Consider the following 18,087-nt stretch of genomic DNA (forward strand, 5'->3'; position numbering starts at 1 on the left):
GGCTCCAGGAAGGTTCAGACGGGGCGGCGGTCGAGGCGCCAGCGGAAGGCGGACGAAGAAGACGAGGCCGAGGGCGAGGCCCCGGCCGGGACCGAGGGCTCCACGACGACCTTCGGCGGCAGCGGAAGCTCGTGGAACGGCGACTCGTTGGAGTCCATCTGGTAGCCCGCCGTGTTGAGGTACACCAGCAGGTCGCCGACGGCCGGCCGGACGGGGAAGGGGATCTTGCGCCAGGTCAGCAGGTCCGACTCCAGACAGGTGGCCGCGCCCACGCACGCCGGGTACGGGCCCGCGTCGGCGACCGGACCGGACCCGGCCGGCACAAGCACCGGGTCCGGCAGGAACTCGCTGTCGAACCACTGCTCGGACAGGCTGAGGCTGCTGCCGTCCACGGTGAGGATCGCGTACCCGTCGCGCTCCTTCACGCCCCGCACCCGGAACACCGTGAACCCGGCCTGGTCCAGCAGGGCCCGGCCCGGCTCGACGAGCAGGGCGACACCGGCCGCCCGCAACAGCCCGGCGAGGTCCGTACTCTCACCGGCCGGGGTGGCCGCCAGGATCGTACGCAGGGCGTCGGCGCCCGCGACGGGGGAGTGGTACGGGTAGAAGCCCCCGAAGGACTTGCCCGCGTGGAAGTGTTCGGGGCGCCTGCTCTCCTCGAACCGCCGCCAGTCCTCGGCATCCACGTAGTCGACGGCGAAGCCGCCGCCGATGCTGATCCGGTCGGCGCGCAGGCCCAGTGTGCGGGCGTCCGCGCACAGACTGAGCAACTCGGCTGCCAAGTCGGCGCGTTGGCGGGTGTCGTAGCCGGAGAGGTGGAAGCTGAAGCCCTCCATGTCGACCCGCCCGTCGGCGCACCGCCGCAGGGCGCGCCGCACCTCGTCCTCGTCCAGACCGAAGCGGCTGTGCGGCTGCTCCGGGGGCAGGCGGCGCAACAACACCCGTGGCGTACGGTCGAGTTCGGTCGCCAGCGTGAGCAGGCGGTCGAGCTCGTCGAGCCCGTCCACTGCGATCAGCGCGCCCTGGAGCACGGCGACGCGCAGCAGGTCGTCGCCCTTGGCGGGACCGGTCACCACCAGGTCCTCGCCGCGCACCCCGGCCGCCAGGGCCTCGCGCAGCTCCCCCTGGCTCGCCACGTCCACGCCCAGGCCCGCCACGGCGGCCCGTTCGGCGTAGACGGCCGCCTTGTTGGCCTTCTTCGCGAAGTACACCCGGCCGTCGACGCCGGCCTCGGTGAACACCGCGCGGAACGCGGCCGCGTTGGCGTCGAAGCGCCCCGGGAACAGCACGTGGTACGGGCCGCCGAGCCCGTGGCTCAGCTCGTGCGGCAACGTCCCGGCGAGGAGCGAGCGCACCTCGGGCGTGGTGTGCGAGGGGAGCGCCGTCGTCACTTCCACAGCGGGACCGCCGTGCCCAGCCCCTGGGCGAGGGCGAGTTGGGCGAACCGGTGGCCGAGCGCGATGTCGGTGACGACCAGCCCGCTGTTGTACGCGAAGATCCGCTGGCCCGCGTCCGTGCGCCCGGCGGCCCGTCCGGCCAGCACCTCGGGGAACTCGGCGTCCACGTCCCGCAGTCGGCCGTCGGCGTCGGCCATGTCGGTGCCGGTGACGCGCATCTGGGCGGCGCTGGTGGCGATCACGCGGTCGGCCCGGTGCAGGGTCGAGGGGGCGATGCCGTAGCCGATGAGGACGGACAGCGCGGCGGGCTTGAGCCACTCCGCGTCCACGGAGGCCGGGGTGTTGGGGCCGGCGGTGGCGAGGACGACATCCGCGTCCCCGGCGGCCGCGCGCAGGTCGGTCACGACCTCCAGCTCACGGTCGGGGAAGTGGGCGTGCAACTGCTCGCGGACCGCCCGTATGCCGTCCGGATGCGTGCCGAACAGCATCAGCCGCTCCAGGTCCGGCAGCGTGGTCAGCAGGAACGGCAGCGCGAGCCGCCCCTGGGTACCGGTGCCTATGACGAGCGCGCTGCGGGCGTCCGGTGCTGCCAGCTCACGGGCCAGCAGCGCCGAGACCGCCGGGGTGCGCAGCGCGCCGACGCGGCCGCAGTCCAGCATCGCGACGGGCAGCCCGGTCTCGTCGTCGTACAGGGTCAGCGTCGTGTAGTAGTGCTGCTTGTCGCGGTCCTCGTGCAGCCCGTACTTGTACGACGTCTTCACCGCGACCACGCCCCGCACCCCGTCGCGGCCGAGCATCGCGTACGCGACGGAGTGGCCGTCCTCCGGCTTGACGGTGAGCTTGCGCGGGTTGTCCGACCTGCCCTCGGCCAGGGTGCGGTACGCCTGCTCCACCACGGAGACGACGTCGGACAGCGTGATGTCGATACCCGCCACGTCGCTGGTGCTGAGGATGCGCAGGGTCGTGTCGTCGGTCACCGTGGTGCTCCCCGTCCTGTCGTTGTGGGTCATGCGAACGCCTCCACGGCCGCCTGGCCGTAGCCGTGCTCGAACCGCTCGGCCTGCGGGCGGCTACGACGGCCGGACACCCGCACGGAGGAACGTTTCAGCCAGCGGTCCGTGCCGTCGTAGCGGGCCTTGAAGGGGACCCGGCCGTGGACGACGAGGTCGTTGTCGACGACCAGGACGTCACCCGGGGTCAGGGCCACCGCCACGGAGACCCGGGAGAGTTCGGCCTCGAGCCGGCCGTAGGCCGCGCGGTGCTCCTCGGGCGCCTCGTCCAGCGGGGTGTAGGCGGGGTCGAAGCGCAGGGTCGGTCCGTCCGGCGACTGCCACACGGTCGGCACGCGCGGCGGGGCGCCCTGGTAGCCCTGCGCCTCGGCGTAGGCGTCGTCGGGCAGGATGGGCAGCACCGGGCGGCCCAGCAACTCCAGGTCGGCGGAGTCGAGTTGGATCTGCCGAACGCTGGCCGCCGTGGTGGCGACGGCGTCCGGGTTGCGCAGGCAGCCCAGGACCAGCAGATGGGCGCGGCCCGGGTGGAAGGCGTCCTCGGTGTGCGGGCTGAGCAGCACGCTGCTGCTGGCGCCGGTCTGTTCCTCCTCGTGGCCGGGCGAGGGCACGATGTTGTGCACGAACCGGCCGTCCTGCTGCCCCTCCCAGGCGAGCGGCGTGCCCATCACCGTGGAGAGCAGGAGCAGGACCACGTCGTGGAGCGCGCCGGCGTTCCGGGCGGTCGACCAGTGGTCCGGGGTGGGGCCGATCGCCTCGTCGTCGACCGGCAGGCCACGCAGGACGAAGAGGCCGTCGGCGGTGTCGACGGGGCGGCAGGCGTGGCGGACTTCTTCGCTCAACGCTGCTGCGGCTGAGGGGACTTGGGCGAGCAGCCCCGGGTGGGTGGAGACGCCGTCGAAGGCGTCGAGCAGAGTACGGGCCGTGCTGAGCAGTTCGGTCACGGCCTGCGGGTGAAGCTGACGTACAGGCATGGCTGCCGTCGGCATGGTGAACCGTCCGTTCCGGTGCGGGTGGGGGTGCGGGCGGTGGGGCTTCCGGAGAGGGAAGCCGCATGGACCGGACGGAAACATAGCCAGTCCACAGGTAGTAGGCAAGGCTTACCTAAGTTTGATCTAGATCACGCCGCGCGCCCCCTTGTGCACACGGTGTGAATCAGGGTAGGCAAACCTAAGCAATCGAGCCGCGTGTGAAATCGAGGACGAAGTGGACCTGACCAGACGTCAACTCCTGTGGGCAGGTGGCGCCATGGGCGCGACCGCCCTGCTGGCCGCCTGTGGCGGCGGCGATGACGCCGAGCCGGCCGGGTCCGCCACCGGCGGGTCCGAAAAGCCCCGCAAGGGCGGCACCCTGCGCGTCGGCGCCCTCGGCAGGCCCGGCGCCATCACCCGCGACCCGCACGGCTCCCAGGCCAACGAGAGCGACTACCTCATCATCAGCCTGGTGTACGACACGCTCACCGTGCCCGGCGCCAAGCCGAACACCGAGCCCCGGCTCGCGGCCGGTTGGCAGCCGTCCGCGGACCTGAAGACCTGGAAGTTCAAGATCGCCCCGGGGGCGAAGTTCCACGACGGCTCCCCGGTGACCGCCAAAGACGTCGTCTTCTCGCTCAAGCGCCTGCGTGCCACCCCGTCCGGTGCCTCCCGGCTGCCCGGCATCCAGGCGAAGAACATCACCGCCGAGGGCACCGACACCGTCGTCCTGGTCTCCGACTACGCCAACGCCGAACTGCCCCTGCTCACCCGCCTCACCACCTTCGTCGTCCCCGACGGCACCACCGACAAGGACATCGCGAAGGCCCCCGGCACCGGCCCCTTCAAACTCGACTGGTTCCGCTCCGGCAACGCCCGCCTGGTCCGCAACGACGACTGGTACGGCGACGAGGTGCACCTCGACGCCATCGAGGTGAAGATCTTCGAAAGCCCGCAGGCCATGGCCAATGCGCTGCTGGCCGGCCAGATCGACCTCGCCTCCAACGTCGGCGCCGTGGCCGCCCGAACGGCCAAGGCCCGCACGGACGTTCAGACCGTCCGCCGCCCCAACGACATGGCGATGCCGATCGTCATGCGCACCGCCGACGGCCCGTTCGCCGACCCGAAGGTGCGTGAGGCGCTCCGCCTCGCCGTCGACCGCAAGGCCATGGTCGACCAGGTCCTCTCCGGCTACGGCACCGTCGCCAACGACATCCTCGGCACCGGCGACCCCGCCTACGACAAGGGCGTCCCGCAGCGCACCCGCGACCTCGCGCAGGCCAAGAAGCTGCTGAAGGAGGCCGGGTTCGACACCTCCAGGACGTACGAACTCCTCACCACCGAGGACATATCCGGCCTCGCCGAGTCGGCCACCCTCTTCGCCACCCAGGTCCGCGAGGCCGGTGTGAAGGTGAAGGTCGTCAAGCAGGAGTCGGCCGTCTTCTGGGACAGGACCTGGCTCAAGGGCGACCTCTACACCAGCTACTGGGGCACCAACGACTCCGTGGTCTTCTTCGCCAGCAAGACCATGGTCTCCGAGAGCGGCCAGAACGAAGCCGGCTGGAAGTCCAAGGAGTTCGACGCGGCCTACCAGAAGGCCATCGGCACCGCCGACGCTGCCCGGCGCACCCAACTCCTCAAGCAGCTCCAGCAGATCGAGTACGACAGCTCCGGCTACCTCCTGTGGGGCATGGCCGACGGCATCGACCTCGCGGGCGCCAAGGTACGCGGACTGCCCACGCTGCCCGGATACGGAAGGGTCCAGCTCGAAGGCGCATGGCTGGCCAGTTGACACCCGACACCGCCACCCCGGCCTCCTCCCCGCTCCCCGCGGAGCGGAGGCCGGGCCGCGGCCCCGCCCTGCTCCTGGCCCGCGTCGCCACCACACTGGCCCAGCGGGTCGCCTTCCTGGCGCTGCTGCTCGCGCTGGTCTTCGTCACCGTCGAACTGCTCCCGGGCGACGCCGCCAAGGCGACCTCCGAACGCGGCGAGAGCGCTGCCGACCTCGCGGCACGCCGAGAGCTGCTCGGGCTGAACCGCCCCGTCCTGGAACGCTTCTGGGACTGGATGACCGGCCTGCCCACGGGCGACCTCGGCACCTCGGCGCGCGGCGAGAAGGTCACCGACCTGCTCTCCACCGCGTTCCCCAACACCCTGCTGCTCGGCGGCATCGCCCTGCTGCTCACGGCTGTGCTCTCCCTCGCCCTCGGCTGCTGGGCCGCCCTGCGGCCCGGCGGGCGCCTGGACCGGGGAGTGTCAGGAACCGCGACCGCGATCCTCGCCCTGCCGGAGTTCGTCGTCGCGGTGGCCCTGGTCCTGGTGCTGTCGCTGTGGACCGGCTGGCTGCCCGCGGTGACCCTCACCGACGCCGACGGATCCCCCGCGTCCTGGGAGATGCTCGTGCTGCCCGTCCTCGCCCTGACCGTTCCGCAGGTCGGCTGGAACACCCGGATCGTGCGGGCCGCCCTCGCCGACGAGGCCCGCGCCCCGCACGTCGAGACCGCCGTCCTCGACGGACTCCCGCCCCGCCGCGTCCTCACCCACCACGTGCTGCCCGGCGCCCTGCCCGCCGTCGCCGCGGGCCTCGCAACCTCCACCGGCATGCTCCTGGGCGGCGCGGTCGTCGTGGAGACCATCTTCAACTACCCCGGCGTCGGTACGGTGTTGACCTCAGCGGTCACCGACCGCGACAGCCCGGTCATCGCCGGGGTCACGGCGCTGTCCGGCGCGGTCATCACCGGCGTGCTGCTCCTGGCCGACCTCGTACGCGACACGGTGACCGGAGGCCGACGATGAGGGAGAAGACCGCCCGCGCCGGGGTCGGTCGCAGGGGCGTCGTCCTGCGCGTCCTGCCCGCCCTGCTCCTGACCGGCCTCGCCCTGGTCGGGCCCTGGATCGCGCCGCACGCCGTGGACGTCCCGGTGGCCGCGCCGTACGCCGAGGCCGGGGCGGACCAAGCCCTGCTCGGCGGCGACCAGCTCGGCCGGGACGTGCTCAGCCGGCTGCTGGCCGGCGGGCGCGAACTCGTGTTGTCCTCGTTGCTCGTCGCGGTGCTCGTCACGGCGGCCGCCGCGATCCTCGGCGCGATCGGCGCCCTACGGCCGTTCGTCGGGCGGATCGTGGAACGGACCGCCGACGTGCTGATGCTGCTCCCCGCCGTCCTCGGGATCCTGCTGGTCACCCTCTCCTGGCCCGGCGGCGGCCGACTCGCCGTCATCGCCGCCGCCGTCGTCCTCGGAGTGCCGTACGCCGTCCGGCTCGCGGCGAGCGCGGCGGCCCCGGTCGCCGAGGCGGGCTACGTCGAAGCGGCCGCCGCCGGCGGCGAACGCCTCTGGTACCTGGTCGTCCGCGAGATCCTGCCCAACCTGCGCGCCACCCTGCTCGCCCTGTTCGGCCTGCGCTTCGTCGCCGCCGTGTACCTCGTCGCCACCGCCGGATTCCTCCAGGTCGGCCCCCAACCCCCCGCCGCCGACTGGGCGTTGATGATCCGCGAGAACTCTCCCGGCATCCTCCTCAACCCCTGGTCCGTCGTCGCACCCAGCATCGCCATCGGCCTGCTCGCCCTGAGCGTCAATCTCGCGGCCGCCGCCCTCGCCCCCCAGACCGGCCGGAAGGCGGTGACCGTCCTGTGAGCCATGTGCCCGACCGGTACGCGAGGCCCGAGGGCCCGCCCGGCGACACACCCGCCGTACGGGTCACGGACCTCGCGGTGACCGCGCCGGACGGCCGGTTGCTGCTGCGGGACGCCTCCCTGACCGTCCGCCCGGGCCGACTGGTCGCCCTGACCGGACCCTCCGGCGCCGGCAAGACGACACTCCTGCGCGCCGTGACCGGCATCCTGCCGCCCGGCACGACCCGCACCGCGGGCCACGTCGATGTCCTGGGCCACGACGTCTTCGCCCTCACCGAGGGCGACCTGCGCACCCTGCGCGGCACCCGCCTCGCCTACGTCGGACAGGACCCCGGATCCGGCCTCAACCCCCGGATGCGGGTCCGCAGCCTCGTCCGCGAACTCTCCGCCGACCGCAGCCCGGAGGCCGTCGCCGCACTCCTCTCCGAAGTCCGCCTCCCGACCGACGCAGGCCTCACCGCCCGCCGCCCCGGCGCCCTCTCCGGAGGCCAGCAACGCCGCGTCGCCCTCGCCCGCGCCCTCGCCCGCCGCCCCGACGTCCTCCTCCTCGACGAACCGACCGCCGGCCTCCACCCCGAACTCCGCGACGAAATAGCAGACTTGCTCCGCCACCTCACCCACGAACACCACCTCGCCGTCGCCTTCTCCTGCCACGACCCGGCGGTGGTGGAACGGGTGGCGGACGAGGTGGTGGAACTCGGGGGCGGGGGCGGGCCGCAAGGGGAGGGGGTGCCCGTACCGCGCCGCGCGTCCACAGTCCTGAATACCAACGCCCCGAACACCGAGGCAGGTTCACCCATCCTCGAGGTCCGGGACCTGCACGTGCACTTCCGCGGCACACCCGCCCTCACCGGCGTCGGGCTCACCGTCGCCGCGGGCTCCGCGGTCGGCATCGTCGGGGTCTCCGGGTCGGGCAAGACCACCCTCGTCCGTACCGTCGTAGGACTCCAACGCGGCACCTCCGGCACGGTGCACCTGGCCGGCACCGCCCTCAGCACCGGTCTGCGGGGCCGCACCCGTGAGCAGCGGCGCGGGCTGCAACTCGTCACGCAGAACCCGCTGGGCGCGCTGAACCCCAGCCGAACGGTCGGCGCCGCCGTGGGCCGGCCGCTGCGTCTGCATCGCCGTTGCGCCTCGGGGGAGGTCCGGGACCGGGTGGCCGACCTCCTCGAACAGGTGGGTCTGCCGCCCGAGTTCGCCGACCGCTACCCGCACGAGCTGTCCGGCGGACAGCGCCAGCGGGTCGCCGTCGCGCGAGCGCTGGCCGCCGAGCCCGACGTCCTCATCTGCGACGAGATCACATCCGCCCTCGACCCCGAGACGGGCCGCTCCCTCATGGACCTCCTCACCGACCTGCGTGAGCGGCGCGGCACCACCCTCGTCCTCATCAGCCACGACCTCCCCCTGATCGCCGACCGCACCGACACCGTCACCGTCCTGCACGCCGGCCGGGCCGTGGAGTCCGGCCCCACCGCCGACCTCTTCGCAGCACCCCAACACGCGGCCACCCGAGCCCTGTTGGGCACGCCCACTCCGGTGGCGCGCCCCTGAGAGCGACCGCGTCGGCCGGTGACCGCCCCTCCCCGAGCGACGGCTTCAGCCGCCGAACAGATCACCCATGAGGTACTTGAGCCCGGTGTCCGGGGCGACCGTCACGACCGTGTGCCCTCCACCTGTCTCGCCGGCCAGCCGGACCGCGCCGACCACGTTGAGGGCACCGGACGTGCCGGTGAAGACCCCCTCGCGCCGGGTGGCGAGGCCCTCGACGCGAGGACCGGCCGTGCCGGCGGTCAGCATGGGAGAGGAGGCCGGCTCGAGATCGACGACACGCGTACCGCCGCCGTCCCCGCGCAGTGCCCCGGAGACCCCGGCGAGCATCCCGCCGGTGCCGACGCCCGCGCAGAAGACGTCCACGGTCACACCGCTGCTCCGCGTCTGCCGCAGGATCTCCCGGCCCAGCTCCTCGTAGCCGGTGAGCGCGGGGGCGAACGCGTCCGACGACACGAGCGACAGGGGTGACCAGCACCTGCGCGGCCCCGTCCGGTACGACGTCACGCAGCCGCACCAGGGGGTGTCGCCGATGGCCTGGAGGACCGACTGCTGGACACCGGGATGGCCCACAGCACGAATGCAGCCTCGCCCGGTCAGCCGCGCGTGCGGACTCGGGTACGGCTGCTCAGGCCGCCCGGGTCGTCATCGGCGCCCTGTTCCAGGCGGCGATACTCTGCGCCGCCCACCACCGCCTCTCCGGCCGCCTCCCGCGCCGCACCGGCACGTACGGCTCCTGACCGGGTCGCACCGCGCGCCGGCCGACGCGCGATTGTCAGTGCCGGGTGTCACGCTGTTGTCACAGAGCTGATCTCGAACACAGGATCTGCGAAAGGGCATCGTCGTGATCACCACTGACCTCACCCCCGGCACCCCCTGTTGGCTGGACCTGGGAGCCCCTGACGTCCAGGCCGCCGCGGCCTTCTACGCCGCGGTGCTGGGCTGGGAGTACGAGTCCATGGGCGAGGGCATGGACGGCGGGATGTTCCGGAAGGACGGCAAGATCGTCGCCGGCCTCGGCAAGCTCACCGAGGAGGGCGCGCGCTCGGCCTGGATGATCTACTACACCGTCACCGACGCGGACGCCACCACCCAGGCCGTGGAGCGCGCGGGCGGCACGGTGCGGGTGGCGCCGAGAGACCTCGGCGAGTGGGGCCGGATGGCGCAGTACAACGACCCGGCGGGGGCCCAGTTCGCCGCCTGGCAGCCGGGGCAGAACGCGGGCTTCGAACTGGCGGACGAGCCCGGCTCGCTGTCCTGGACCGAGCTGTACACCAGCGACGCCGCGGGCGCGAGGGAGTTCTACGGGGATGTCTTCGGCTGGCAGTTCAACGACATGGACCTGCCGGGCGGCGGGGGCACGTACACCCTCATCACCCCCGCCGGGCTTCCCGAGGAGCGCATGCAGGGCGGCCTCATGGAGCTCCGCGCGGAGGACCTCTCCCTGACGAACGGGCGGCCCTACTGGCACCCGGTCTTCGCCGTCGCCGACTCTGACGCCGCGGTCGCCAAGGTCACCGAGAACGGCGGCAGCGTGCAGATGGGACCGGCGGACGCGGAGGGCGTGGGCCGGCTGGCTGTCTGTCTCGACCCGTCGAACGCGGACTTCGTGGTGCTCACACCGGCCCAGCGCTGACGCCCCGCCGCGTTCCACGGGGAGGCCGGATCAGGCTTCCGGGGGACGCCGGATCAGGCTTCCTGCAGAACCGGAGCAGGGCGCTCGCCCGAGCCCCGAACGATCAGCCGCGTCGGGACGGTGACCGTGCGGGTGCGGGAGCGGTCGCCGTCCAGGCGGGCCAGGGCAATGGTGGCCGCCGTCCTGCCGATCTCCTCGGGGTCCTGGGCGACGACGGTCAGGGCCGGTTCGAGTGCCTCGGCGAGCGCCACGTCGTCGAAGGCGACGACCGCGACGTCCTTGCGGTCGCTGCGGGCGAGCTCGGTGACGATGCCCAACGCGACGATGTTGTTGCCGGCGAACAGGGCGGTGGGCGGATCCGCCAGGCCCAGGAGCTGGGAGGTGGCGGCCGAAGCCCCGTGCTGGTCATGGGCGTTGGTGACCAGCGAGCGGTCGTGGGGCAGGCCCGCTTCCTGCAGGGCCGCGCGGTAGCCGGCCAGGCGCTCGCGGCGCGTGTACAGCCTGGTGGGAAGGTCGCCGACGAAGCCGATGCGTCGGTGTCCGTGGGCGATCAGGTGGGCGACGCCGTCGTGCGCGCCCGTGCGGTTGGAGCTGACGACGCTGTCCGTGGCCAGGCCCACCGCCGGACGGTCGAGGAAGACGATGGGCAGGCCCGCGCCGCGATGCGTCTTGAGGTGGGCGTGGTCCGCGCCGACGGACGGCACGACCATCAGGATGCTGATGCGCCGGGCGAGGAACGTGTCCGTCAGCGCGCGTTCACGGCCGGGATCGTCCGCGGAGGATCCCATGAGCAGGGTCAGGCCGCGGTCGCGGACGGTGTCCTCGATGCTCCGGGCCACGGCTCCGAAGAAGGGGTTGCCGAGGTCGGGGACGACCAGCCCGATCGTGGTGTCGGGTCCGCCGACGCGGATGTTGCGGGCCATCAGGTTCGGTTGGAAGCCGAGCTTGGCCACGGCGGCGAGCACCTGTTCCCTCGTCTGCGCCGAGGCGGGACCGTCCTCGTTGAGGACCCGGGAGACCGTTTTGGCGCTGACGCCCACTTCGCGGGCGACGTCTGCCAGGGTGGGGCGGCGGTTCGCTGCCATGGAGCAACCAGTCTCCTGTGCTTGTCGGTTCCGGCCGCGGCCCCGGCCGGAACCTGTGAGTGTTTCGGGGTCGTGCCGTCAGCCGGCCTGGACTCCCGCGGCCTTCGCCGCCTCGGAATCCGCTACGACAGTACCGCCGGCCTCGTCGACGGTGAGCGCGCCGGTCATGATGGCGACGACCTCCGCCATGGAGTAGTCGGACGGCTTGATCACGGCGGCCCGCCGGCCCAGCCGGTGGACGTGGATCCGGTCGGCGATCTCGAAGACGTGCGGCATGTTGTGGCTGATCAGGACGACCGGCATGCCCTTGTCCCGGACGCGGCGGATGAGGTCCAGAACCTGACCGGACTCCTTCACGCCGAGGGCGGCGGTCGGTTCGTCCATGACGACGACGCTGCGGGCCCAGGCGACGGAACGGGCGACCGCCACGGCCTGCCGCTGGCCACCGGAGAGGGTCTCGACCGACTGTGTGAGCGAGCGCAGCCCGATCTTCAGGTCGGCCATGTGCTCGGCGGCCTCCTGACGCATGCGCTTCTTGTCCAGCATGCGGAAGACACTGCCGAGGACGCCGGGACGGCGGAGCTCGCGCCCGAGGAACATGTTGGAGGCGATGTCCATGGAGGCGGCCACGGCCAGGTCCTGATAGACCGTCTCGATGCCGTGGGCGCGGGCACTCTGCGGCCCGGAGAACTGGATGGGTTCGCCGTTGAGCCGTATCTCGCCCTCGTCGGGGACGACCGCGCCGGTGAGGGCCTTGATCAGGCTGGTCTTGCCGGCTCCGTTGTCGCCGATGACGGCGAGGACCTCGCCGGGCATCAGGTCGAAGTCGGCACCGTCGATGGCGGTGACATGGCCGTAGCGCTTGACCAGACCGCGGGCCTGCAGCACGGGCGTGGGGGAGGAGGTGGCGGTCATCGGGCCTTCTTCCGGGAGATCTGGTCGACGGTCACCGCGAGGATCACCAGGATTCCGGTGATCAGGGTCTGGTAGATCGAGGCGACACCCATCAGCTGAAGGCCGTTGCGGAAGACGCCGACGATGAGGACGCCGATGAAGGTGCCCAGGACCGATCCGCGCCCGCCGAAGAGGCTGGTGCCGCCGAGGACCACGGCGGTGATGCTGTCGAGGTTGTCGGTCTGGCCCGCCTGCGGGTCACCGACGCCGGTGCGGGAGATCAGCAGCAGGGCGGCGACGCCGTAGAGAAGGCCGGCCGTGGTGTAGACGCCGATGGTCAGCCGGGAGGTGCGGATGCCGTTCAGGCGCGCGGCTTCCTGGCTGTTGCCCAGCGCGTAGACGTGGCGGCCCCAGCCGGTGCTGCTCAGCGCGTAGGCGAGGAGGAGGAACAGGCCGATGGTGACCAGGGAGCCGTAGGTGATGTCGGTGTGGCCGAGCGGGAACGTCTCGCCGAGGGCCGTCAGCGGGCCGGGCAGGTTGCTGACCGTCTGCTCCTCGGAGTAGATGTGGGTCAGCGCGAAGGCCACGTTGAGCATGCCGAGGGTGACGATGAACGGCGGCAGCGGGATCTTCTGCACCAGCAGCCCGTTGAGCAGCCCGAAGCCGCCGCAGACGACCAGGCCCAGCGCGATGGCGACGAGCGGCGGCACGGAGCCCTCGGCGGCCATCTTCGCGATCACGATGCTGCCGAACGCCATCACGGCACCGCACGACAGGTCGATGCCCGCCGTGAGGATGATCAGGGTCTGTCCGATGGCGAGGGTGCCCACGACCATGACCTGCTGCACGATCAGCGAGAAGTTGCCGCCCGTGAGGAACTGGTCGGTCGAGAAGGAGAAGAAGGCGCAGGCCAGGAGGAGGGCGACCAGGGGGCCGGTGGTCGGTGCCGTGAGCAGCCGGCGGGCCGTGGTCGGTGCCTTGAGCTCGGCGTACGGCGTGGACGTCGACGGTGGCGTGGACGTGGCAGTCATGCGGAGTCCTTGTCGGAAGACAGAAGCCCTTGCCCGTCCTTGCCGGACGGCAACGAGGCGAAGAGGGCGAAGAGGACGAGGGGGCGGCCGTCCCCGGTCGGGGAGGAGGGGCCGGCCGCCCGCTGAGGGGAAAGACGGCGTCGAACAGCTCCGGGGGCGGCTCAGCCCCAGCAGTTCTCCAGGCCGTAGGCGGTGTCCTTCGACGTGACCCCGTCCTGCGGCTTGTCGGAGATCAGGGTGACGCCCGTGTCGGTGTAACCGGACGCCTTCTTGCCGTCCTTGGCGTACGTCACGACGGCCTTGACGCCCTCGGCGGCCATCTTCAGCGGGTACTGCTGCGACGTGGCGGCGATCTTGCCGTCCTTGACGGCCGTGGTGCCGGTGCAGCCGCCGTCGACGGAGACGATCAGGACGTCCTTCTCGCGGCCCTTGGCCTTCAGCGCGGTGTAGGCGCCCAGGGCGGCGGGCTCGTTGATGGTGTAGACGACGTTGATGCCGGGCTCCTTCTGGAGGCAGTTCTCCATCGCCGTCTGGCCCTTGGACTGGTCGCCGCCGGTGTCCTGGGCGCAGGCGACGTCCTTGTCGGTGGCGCCGAAGCCCTTCAGGAAGCCGTTGTGGCGCTGGACGCCGACGGACACGCCCGGCGCGAGGTCGAGGGCGGCTATCTTGGCGGTCTTGCCCTTCATCGCCGCCTTGGCGTACTCGCCGATCAGCTCGCCGGCCTTGAGGTTGTCGGTGGCGAAGAGGGCGTCGACCGCGCTCTCCGGCTCGGTCGGCGTGTCCAGGGCGATGACCATGACGCCCTTGGCCTTGGCCTTCTCGATCGCGGGCACGATGGCCTTGGAGTCGCTCGGGGTGATCAGGATGCCCTTCACCCCGGAGGCCACCATGTTCTCGATGGCCGTGACCTGACCTGCGTTGTCGCCGTCGAACTTGCCTGCGGCGGTGACCAGTTGGGCGCCGTTCTCCTTGGCGGACTTCTCCGCGCCCTCCTTCATCTTCACGAAGAACGGGTTGGTGTCGGTCTTGGTGATCAGACCCACCTTGACCTCGCCCGAACCGGTGCTCGCGGAACCCGATCCGGAGCCGGAACCGCAGGCCGTCAGGGTGAGGGCCGCGATGCCCGTGCACGCGGCGACTCTGAGGAGGGAGAGGGGAAGACGAGGGGTGCGAGACATGAACGACTCCTGCGGGATTACGAGCGGCGCGGCCGGCATCGGAGCATGCCGTCCCGAGGTGTCATCGTTGACTTATGTCATCGTTGACACTGCATGGCGAGGATGATGGACTCCGTTTCCCGGAAACGTCAATGCCTTGCACTCGTCACAAATCGGCAACGCTCGCGGCAATCCCCCCGGATCCTGCCCGTCGCCCGAGCGCGCCGCGCCCCACCTGTTGACGTGCGGGACGGATTGATTCCATCATCGGGCCACTCGATGTCATCGATGACACAAGTCAACGATGACATTCCCGGCAGGCGTTCTTCGGAGACACCATGAGCTCTGCACGTGTACCCCGCCGTGCCCGCACCCGGATGATCGCGGCGGTGGCGACGGTTTGCGCCCTGTCCGCGGGCGCCCTGTCCGCGACCCCGCTGTCCGCCCCGGCCGCCGCCGCGGACGACCCGCCGTACACCGAGACCTACCGGCCCCAGTTCCACTTCACCCCGCAGAAGAACTGGATGAACGACCCCAACGGGCTCGTGTACTACGAGGGCGAGTACCACCTCTTCTACCAGTACAACCCGAACGGCAACTCCTGGGGCGACATGTCCTGGGGGCACGCGGTCAGCAAGGACCTCGTGCACTGGAAGGAGTTGCCGCTCGCCCTGTCGCACGACGACACGGAGATGGTGTTCTCCGGCAGCGCGGTCGTCGACCGGAACAACAGCACCGGCTTCGGCACCAGGAAGAACCCGCCCATGGTGGCGATCTACACCAGTCACAACAAGTCCACCGGCGTACAGGCACAGGCACTCGCCTACAGCACCGACCGCGGCCGCACCTGGACCAAGTACGACGGCAATCCCGTCCTCGACATCGGCTCCAGGGAGTTCCGCGACCCCAAGGTCCAGTGGTACGAGCCGACGAAGAGCTGGCTGATGACGGTGTCGCTGTCCACCGAGCACAAGGTGCGCTTCTACTCGTCGAAGAACCTCAAGGACTGGGACCTGCTCAGCGAGTTCGGGCCGGCCGGTGCGACGGGCGGCGTGTGGGAGTGCCCCGACCTGTTCCCCCTCGCGGTCGACGGCGACAAGAGCCGGATCAAGTGGGTCCTGGTCGTCAACATCAACCCCGGTGGCATCGCGGGCGGTTCGGCCGCCCAGTACTTCGTCGGCGACTTCGACGGCAAGAAGTTCACCGCCGACGACAAGGGCACCTACACCCCGCCCGCCGGCACGGTGACGCAGGACTTCGAGGGCACCGACTTCGGTACGTGGACCACGACCGGCACCGCGTTCGGCGCGGGACCGGCGGCCGGGGCGCTGGACGGACAGGGAACCGTCGACGGCTTCGACGGCAAGGGCCTCGCCAACAGCTTCCACGCGGGCGACGGCACCACCGGCACCCTCACCTCCCCCGAATTCACCGTGGACAGCCGCTACTTGAACTTCAAGGTCGGCGGTGGACGACACCCGCACGAGCCCGGCACCGTCATGGAGCAGGGACCCCCGCCCGAGGGCACGGTCCTCGCCGACTTCGAGGGCGGCACCTACGGCGACTGGACAACGACCGGCGACGCCTTCGGCTCGGCACCGGCCACCGGCACCCTCCCCGACCAGCAGGAGGTCTCCGGCTTCCTGGGAAGCGGCCTGGTCGACACCTACCGCAACGGCGACTCCACCACCGGCACCCTCACCTCGCCCGAATTCACCGTCGACAAGAAGCACATCAACCTCCTCATCGGCGGCGGCCACCACCCGGCCGGCTCCGCCGACCCCACCGCCGTGGAACTCCTCGTCGACGGCCAAGTGGCGCGCAGCGCCACCGGACAGGACGCCGAGGCACTCAACTGGGCTTCCTGGGACGTCAGCGACCTCGCCGGCAAGAAGGCGCGGATCAGGATCGTCGACGACAACACCGGCGGTTGGGGCCACCTCAACGTCGACCACATCATGCTGTCCGACACCGAGGCCCGGCCCGTCTCCCGCGAGACGTCCGTCAACCTGGTCGTCGACGGCCAGGTCGTCCGCAGCGCGACCGGCTCCAACAGCGAGACCCTGGACTGGGCCTCCTTCGACCTGCGCCCCTACGCCGGCAAGAAGGCCCGCCTCCAGATCGTCGACATGAACACCGCGGGCTGGGGCCACATCCTGGCCGACCGATTCACCACCGCCGACGCCCCCGCCAGGTCCGTCCCGCAGCGCGCCGACTGGGCCGACTACGGCAAGGACTACTACGCGGCGGTGTCCTGGGAGAACGCTCCCGGCGGCAAGCGGTACATGATCGGCTGGATGAACAACTGGGACTACGGCGGCGCCGTCCCCACCTCCCCCTGGCGCGGCGCGCAGAGCGTCCCGCGCGAGATGGCCCTGCGCACGGTCGACGGCCGTACACGACTGACGAGTGCGCCGGTCGACAGCCTGGAGTCCCTGCGGCACAAGAGCCCCGCGACGGCGACCGGCGTCACCGTCACCAGCACCTCGAAGCCCCTGACCGTCCCCGCGGCCCGGGGCAGGGCACTCGACATCGAGGCGACCTTCTCCCTCGAAGACGCCGAACGCTTCGGCCTGAAGGTGCGCACCGGCGCCGGGGGAGAGGAGACCGTCATCGGCTACGACACCACGGCACAGGAGCTGTACGTCGACCGCACCCACTCCGGAGCCGTGGACTTCAACAGCACCTTCCCCGGTGTCCAGACCGCCCCCCTGAAGGCGAAGAACGGCAAGGTCAGGCTGCGGATCCTCGTCGACTGGTCGTCCGTCGAGGTCTTCGGTGGCAGCGGGGAGGCCGTGATCACCGACCAGGTCTTCCCCGACCCCGCCGCCCAGGGAGTACAGGTCTTCGCGGAGAACGGCTCGGTGAGGCTGGACCGGGCCCGCGTCTGGCACCTCGACTCCTACCGCGACTGATCCCGCACCGAAACGACCGCCCAGGCCGCCCAGATCGTCCAGCTCGCTCAGATCACCCCTGTCGCCCAGATCGCCCCGACCGAATCCACCACGAAGGACACCACACCGTGAACAAGACCCTGCTCGCCGAGTTCACCGCCCGCGAGGGAGCGCAGGACGAGGTCGCCCGCATGATCCTGGACTACGCCCGGAAGGTGCGCGAGGAAGAGGGCAACCTCGCCTTCGAGGTCTACACCAAGACGTCCCACCCGCGCGCCTTCTGGATCTTCGAGGCCTACCGCGACGAGGACGCCTTCCAGGCCCACCTGAAAGCCCCCTACGGCGGCCCCTTCAACACCGCCCTCGCCCCGCTGATCGAGGAGGACGCCTCGGTGCTGACCTTCCTCGACCCGGTGACCTGAGGACCCCGGATCCGGGCCGCCGGATCACTCCGGGTGGGCGAGTGCCTCCTTTTGGAGTTCCACCGCCGCCAACAGGCTCAGCCCGGGCTCCGCCTGGCGCAGCGCTTTGATCGCCCTCATCGAGGTGATGTCTCCCGTGAAGCCGACCGAGGCCAGCCGGGAGCGGACCCAGTGGGCGCGCAGCCGGCCGTCGGTGGCGGCGGCGGTGGACTCGACGAGCGCGGCGGCGCGTTCCAGGCCCGGGCGTTCCTCGGGCGAGGCGTCCGCCAGCGCCTGCCGCAAGGTTGCTGCGACGAGGTCCGCGTCCCGGATGAGCAGCACATGGTTGTGCTTCTTGTTCAGTCCTGTAATCCCTGCCATGTGGATCATCGTGGCGGTCATGTCCGGCCCCCGCCAAGCGACTTGAGGAGCTTC

At 71.3% G+C, this 18,087-nt stretch carries 16 protein-coding genes; 7 read left to right on the plus strand and 9 right to left on the minus strand.

The features are described from left to right. Positions 1–14: 14 nt before the first annotated feature. The 3 genes from ACGFNV_RS39895 to ACGFNV_RS39905 are packed head-to-tail and all read right to left on the minus strand — an operon-like array spanning position 15 to position 3,348. Complete coding sequence (locus tag ACGFNV_RS39895) at positions 15–1,391, minus strand: alanine racemase (protein ID WP_393629657.1); 1,377 nt, start codon at positions 1,389–1,391, stop codon at positions 15–17. Beyond that, on the minus strand, positions 1,388–2,407 hold the full coding sequence (locus ACGFNV_RS39900) for an ornithine cyclodeaminase family protein (protein WP_393629659.1): 1,020 nt from the start codon (positions 2,405–2,407) through the stop codon (positions 1,388–1,390). Before ACGFNV_RS39900 ends, ACGFNV_RS39895 begins: the two co-directional genes overlap by 4 nt. Continuing rightward, positions 2,404–3,348, minus strand: a complete 945-nt coding sequence (locus tag ACGFNV_RS39905) for a TauD/TfdA family dioxygenase (RefSeq protein ID WP_393629661.1) — start codon at positions 3,346–3,348, stop codon at positions 2,404–2,406. Before ACGFNV_RS39905 ends, ACGFNV_RS39900 begins: the two co-directional genes overlap by 4 nt. 304 nt (positions 3,349–3,652) lie before the next feature. Between ACGFNV_RS39905 and ACGFNV_RS39910 the strand changes: the two genes are divergently transcribed. The 4 genes from ACGFNV_RS39910 to ACGFNV_RS39925 are packed head-to-tail and all read left to right on the plus strand — an operon-like array spanning position 3,653 to position 8,557. Further along, positions 3,653–5,167, plus strand: coding sequence for an ABC transporter substrate-binding protein (locus ACGFNV_RS39910; RefSeq protein ID WP_393629663.1), 1,515 nt, complete (start codon positions 3,653–3,655; stop codon positions 5,165–5,167). After that, on the plus strand, positions 5,152–6,171 hold the full coding sequence (locus ACGFNV_RS39915; RefSeq protein ID WP_393629665.1) for an ABC transporter permease: 1,020 nt from the start codon (positions 5,152–5,154) through the stop codon (positions 6,169–6,171). Before ACGFNV_RS39910 ends, ACGFNV_RS39915 begins: the two co-directional genes overlap by 16 nt. After that, complete coding sequence (locus tag ACGFNV_RS39920) at positions 6,168–7,007, plus strand: ABC transporter permease (protein ID WP_393629667.1); 840 nt, start codon at positions 6,168–6,170, stop codon at positions 7,005–7,007. Before ACGFNV_RS39915 ends, ACGFNV_RS39920 begins: the two co-directional genes overlap by 4 nt. Then, on the plus strand, positions 7,004–8,557 hold the full coding sequence (locus ACGFNV_RS39925) for an ABC transporter ATP-binding protein (RefSeq protein ID WP_393629669.1): 1,554 nt from the start codon (positions 7,004–7,006) through the stop codon (positions 8,555–8,557). Before ACGFNV_RS39920 ends, ACGFNV_RS39925 begins: the two co-directional genes overlap by 4 nt. Positions 8,558–8,602: 45 nt before the next feature. On the opposite strand, the gene ACGFNV_RS39930 is transcribed toward ACGFNV_RS39925, so the two are convergent. Then, positions 8,603–9,127: a hypothetical protein gene (locus tag ACGFNV_RS39930; protein WP_393629671.1), complete on the minus strand. Its 525-nt coding sequence runs from the start codon at positions 9,125–9,127 to the stop codon at positions 8,603–8,605. 271 nt (positions 9,128–9,398) lie between these two features. On the opposite strand from ACGFNV_RS39930, the gene ACGFNV_RS39935 reads away from it, so the two are divergent. Continuing rightward, positions 9,399–10,190, plus strand: a complete 792-nt coding sequence (locus ACGFNV_RS39935) for a VOC family protein (RefSeq protein WP_393629673.1) — start codon at positions 9,399–9,401, stop codon at positions 10,188–10,190. Positions 10,191–10,243: 53 nt separating this feature from the next. On the opposite strand, the gene ACGFNV_RS39940 is transcribed toward ACGFNV_RS39935, so the two are convergent. The 4 genes from ACGFNV_RS39940 to ACGFNV_RS39955 form a co-directional block, all read right to left on the minus strand. Beyond that, positions 10,244–11,275 carry a LacI family DNA-binding transcriptional regulator gene (locus ACGFNV_RS39940; protein ID WP_393629675.1) on the minus strand — a complete coding sequence of 344 codons (1,032 nt, stop codon included), beginning with the start codon at positions 11,273–11,275 and terminating at the stop codon, positions 10,244–10,246. A 78-nt stretch (positions 11,276–11,353) separates the two neighbouring features. Continuing rightward, positions 11,354–12,190 (minus strand): ATP-binding cassette domain-containing protein, encoded by an 837-nt coding sequence (locus ACGFNV_RS39945; protein ID WP_393629677.1) that lies wholly within the window; start codon positions 12,188–12,190, stop codon positions 11,354–11,356. Continuing rightward, the gene (locus ACGFNV_RS39950; protein ID WP_133932392.1) at positions 12,187–13,200 is read right to left on the minus strand and encodes an ABC transporter permease; all 1,014 of its coding nucleotides are present in this window, start codon (positions 13,198–13,200) and stop codon (positions 12,187–12,189) included. Before ACGFNV_RS39950 ends, ACGFNV_RS39945 begins: the two co-directional genes overlap by 4 nt. Before the next feature lie 161 nt (positions 13,201–13,361). Then, the gene (locus ACGFNV_RS39955) at positions 13,362–14,378 is read right to left on the minus strand and encodes a sugar ABC transporter substrate-binding protein (RefSeq protein ID WP_393629679.1); all 1,017 of its coding nucleotides are present in this window, start codon (positions 14,376–14,378) and stop codon (positions 13,362–13,364) included. 317 nt (positions 14,379–14,695) lie between these two features. Here ACGFNV_RS39955 and ACGFNV_RS39960 point away from each other — a divergent pair, with 317 nt between their 5' ends. After that, positions 14,696–17,272, plus strand: a complete 2,577-nt coding sequence (locus ACGFNV_RS39960) for a GH32 C-terminal domain-containing protein (RefSeq protein ID WP_393629681.1) — start codon at positions 14,696–14,698, stop codon at positions 17,270–17,272. 107 nt (positions 17,273–17,379) lie between these two features. Further along, on the plus strand, positions 17,380–17,673 hold the full coding sequence (locus ACGFNV_RS39965; protein ID WP_393629683.1) for a putative quinol monooxygenase: 294 nt from the start codon (positions 17,380–17,382) through the stop codon (positions 17,671–17,673). Positions 17,674–17,697: 24 nt separating this feature from the next. Here ACGFNV_RS39965 and ACGFNV_RS39970 read toward each other — a convergent pair whose 3' ends face one another. Continuing rightward, complete coding sequence (locus ACGFNV_RS39970; RefSeq protein ID WP_393629685.1) at positions 17,698–18,033, minus strand: hypothetical protein; 336 nt, start codon at positions 18,031–18,033, stop codon at positions 17,698–17,700. Between the last annotated feature and the right edge of the window lie 54 nt (positions 18,034–18,087).

This window comes from Streptomyces sp. NPDC048751, assembly GCF_043198595.1.
Classification (GTDB): Bacteria; Actinomycetota; Actinomycetes; order Streptomycetales; family Streptomycetaceae; genus Streptomyces.

Excerpts from the sequence above, each read along its gene's own strand:
- ACGFNV_RS39940 (WP_393629675.1), bottom strand. The coding sequence starts at position 11,275 with ATGGCAGCGAACCGCCGCCCCACCCTGGCAGACGTCGCCCGCGAAGTG.
- ACGFNV_RS39960 (WP_393629681.1), top strand. The coding sequence starts at position 14,696 with ATGAGCTCTGCACGTGTACCCCGCCGTGCCCGCACCCGGATGATCGCG.
- ACGFNV_RS39945 (WP_393629677.1), bottom strand. The coding sequence starts at position 12,190 with ATGACCGCCACCTCCTCCCCCACGCCCGTGCTGCAGGCCCGCGGTCTG.
- ACGFNV_RS39900 (WP_393629659.1), bottom strand. The coding sequence starts at position 2,407 with ATGACCCACAACGACAGGACGGGGAGCACCACGGTGACCGACGACACG.
- ACGFNV_RS39910 (WP_393629663.1), top strand. The coding sequence starts at position 3,653 with ATGGGCGCGACCGCCCTGCTGGCCGCCTGTGGCGGCGGCGATGACGCC.
- ACGFNV_RS39950 (WP_133932392.1), bottom strand. The coding sequence starts at position 13,200 with ATGACTGCCACGTCCACGCCACCGTCGACGTCCACGCCGTACGCCGAG.
- ACGFNV_RS39970 (WP_393629685.1), bottom strand. The coding sequence starts at position 18,033 with ATGGCAGGGATTACAGGACTGAACAAGAAGCACAACCATGTGCTGCTC.
- ACGFNV_RS39955 (WP_393629679.1), bottom strand. The coding sequence starts at position 14,378 with ATGTCTCGCACCCCTCGTCTTCCCCTCTCCCTCCTCAGAGTCGCCGCG.
- ACGFNV_RS39920 (WP_393629667.1), top strand. The coding sequence starts at position 6,168 with ATGAGGGAGAAGACCGCCCGCGCCGGGGTCGGTCGCAGGGGCGTCGTC.
- ACGFNV_RS39915 (WP_393629665.1), top strand. The coding sequence starts at position 5,152 with ATGGCTGGCCAGTTGACACCCGACACCGCCACCCCGGCCTCCTCCCCG.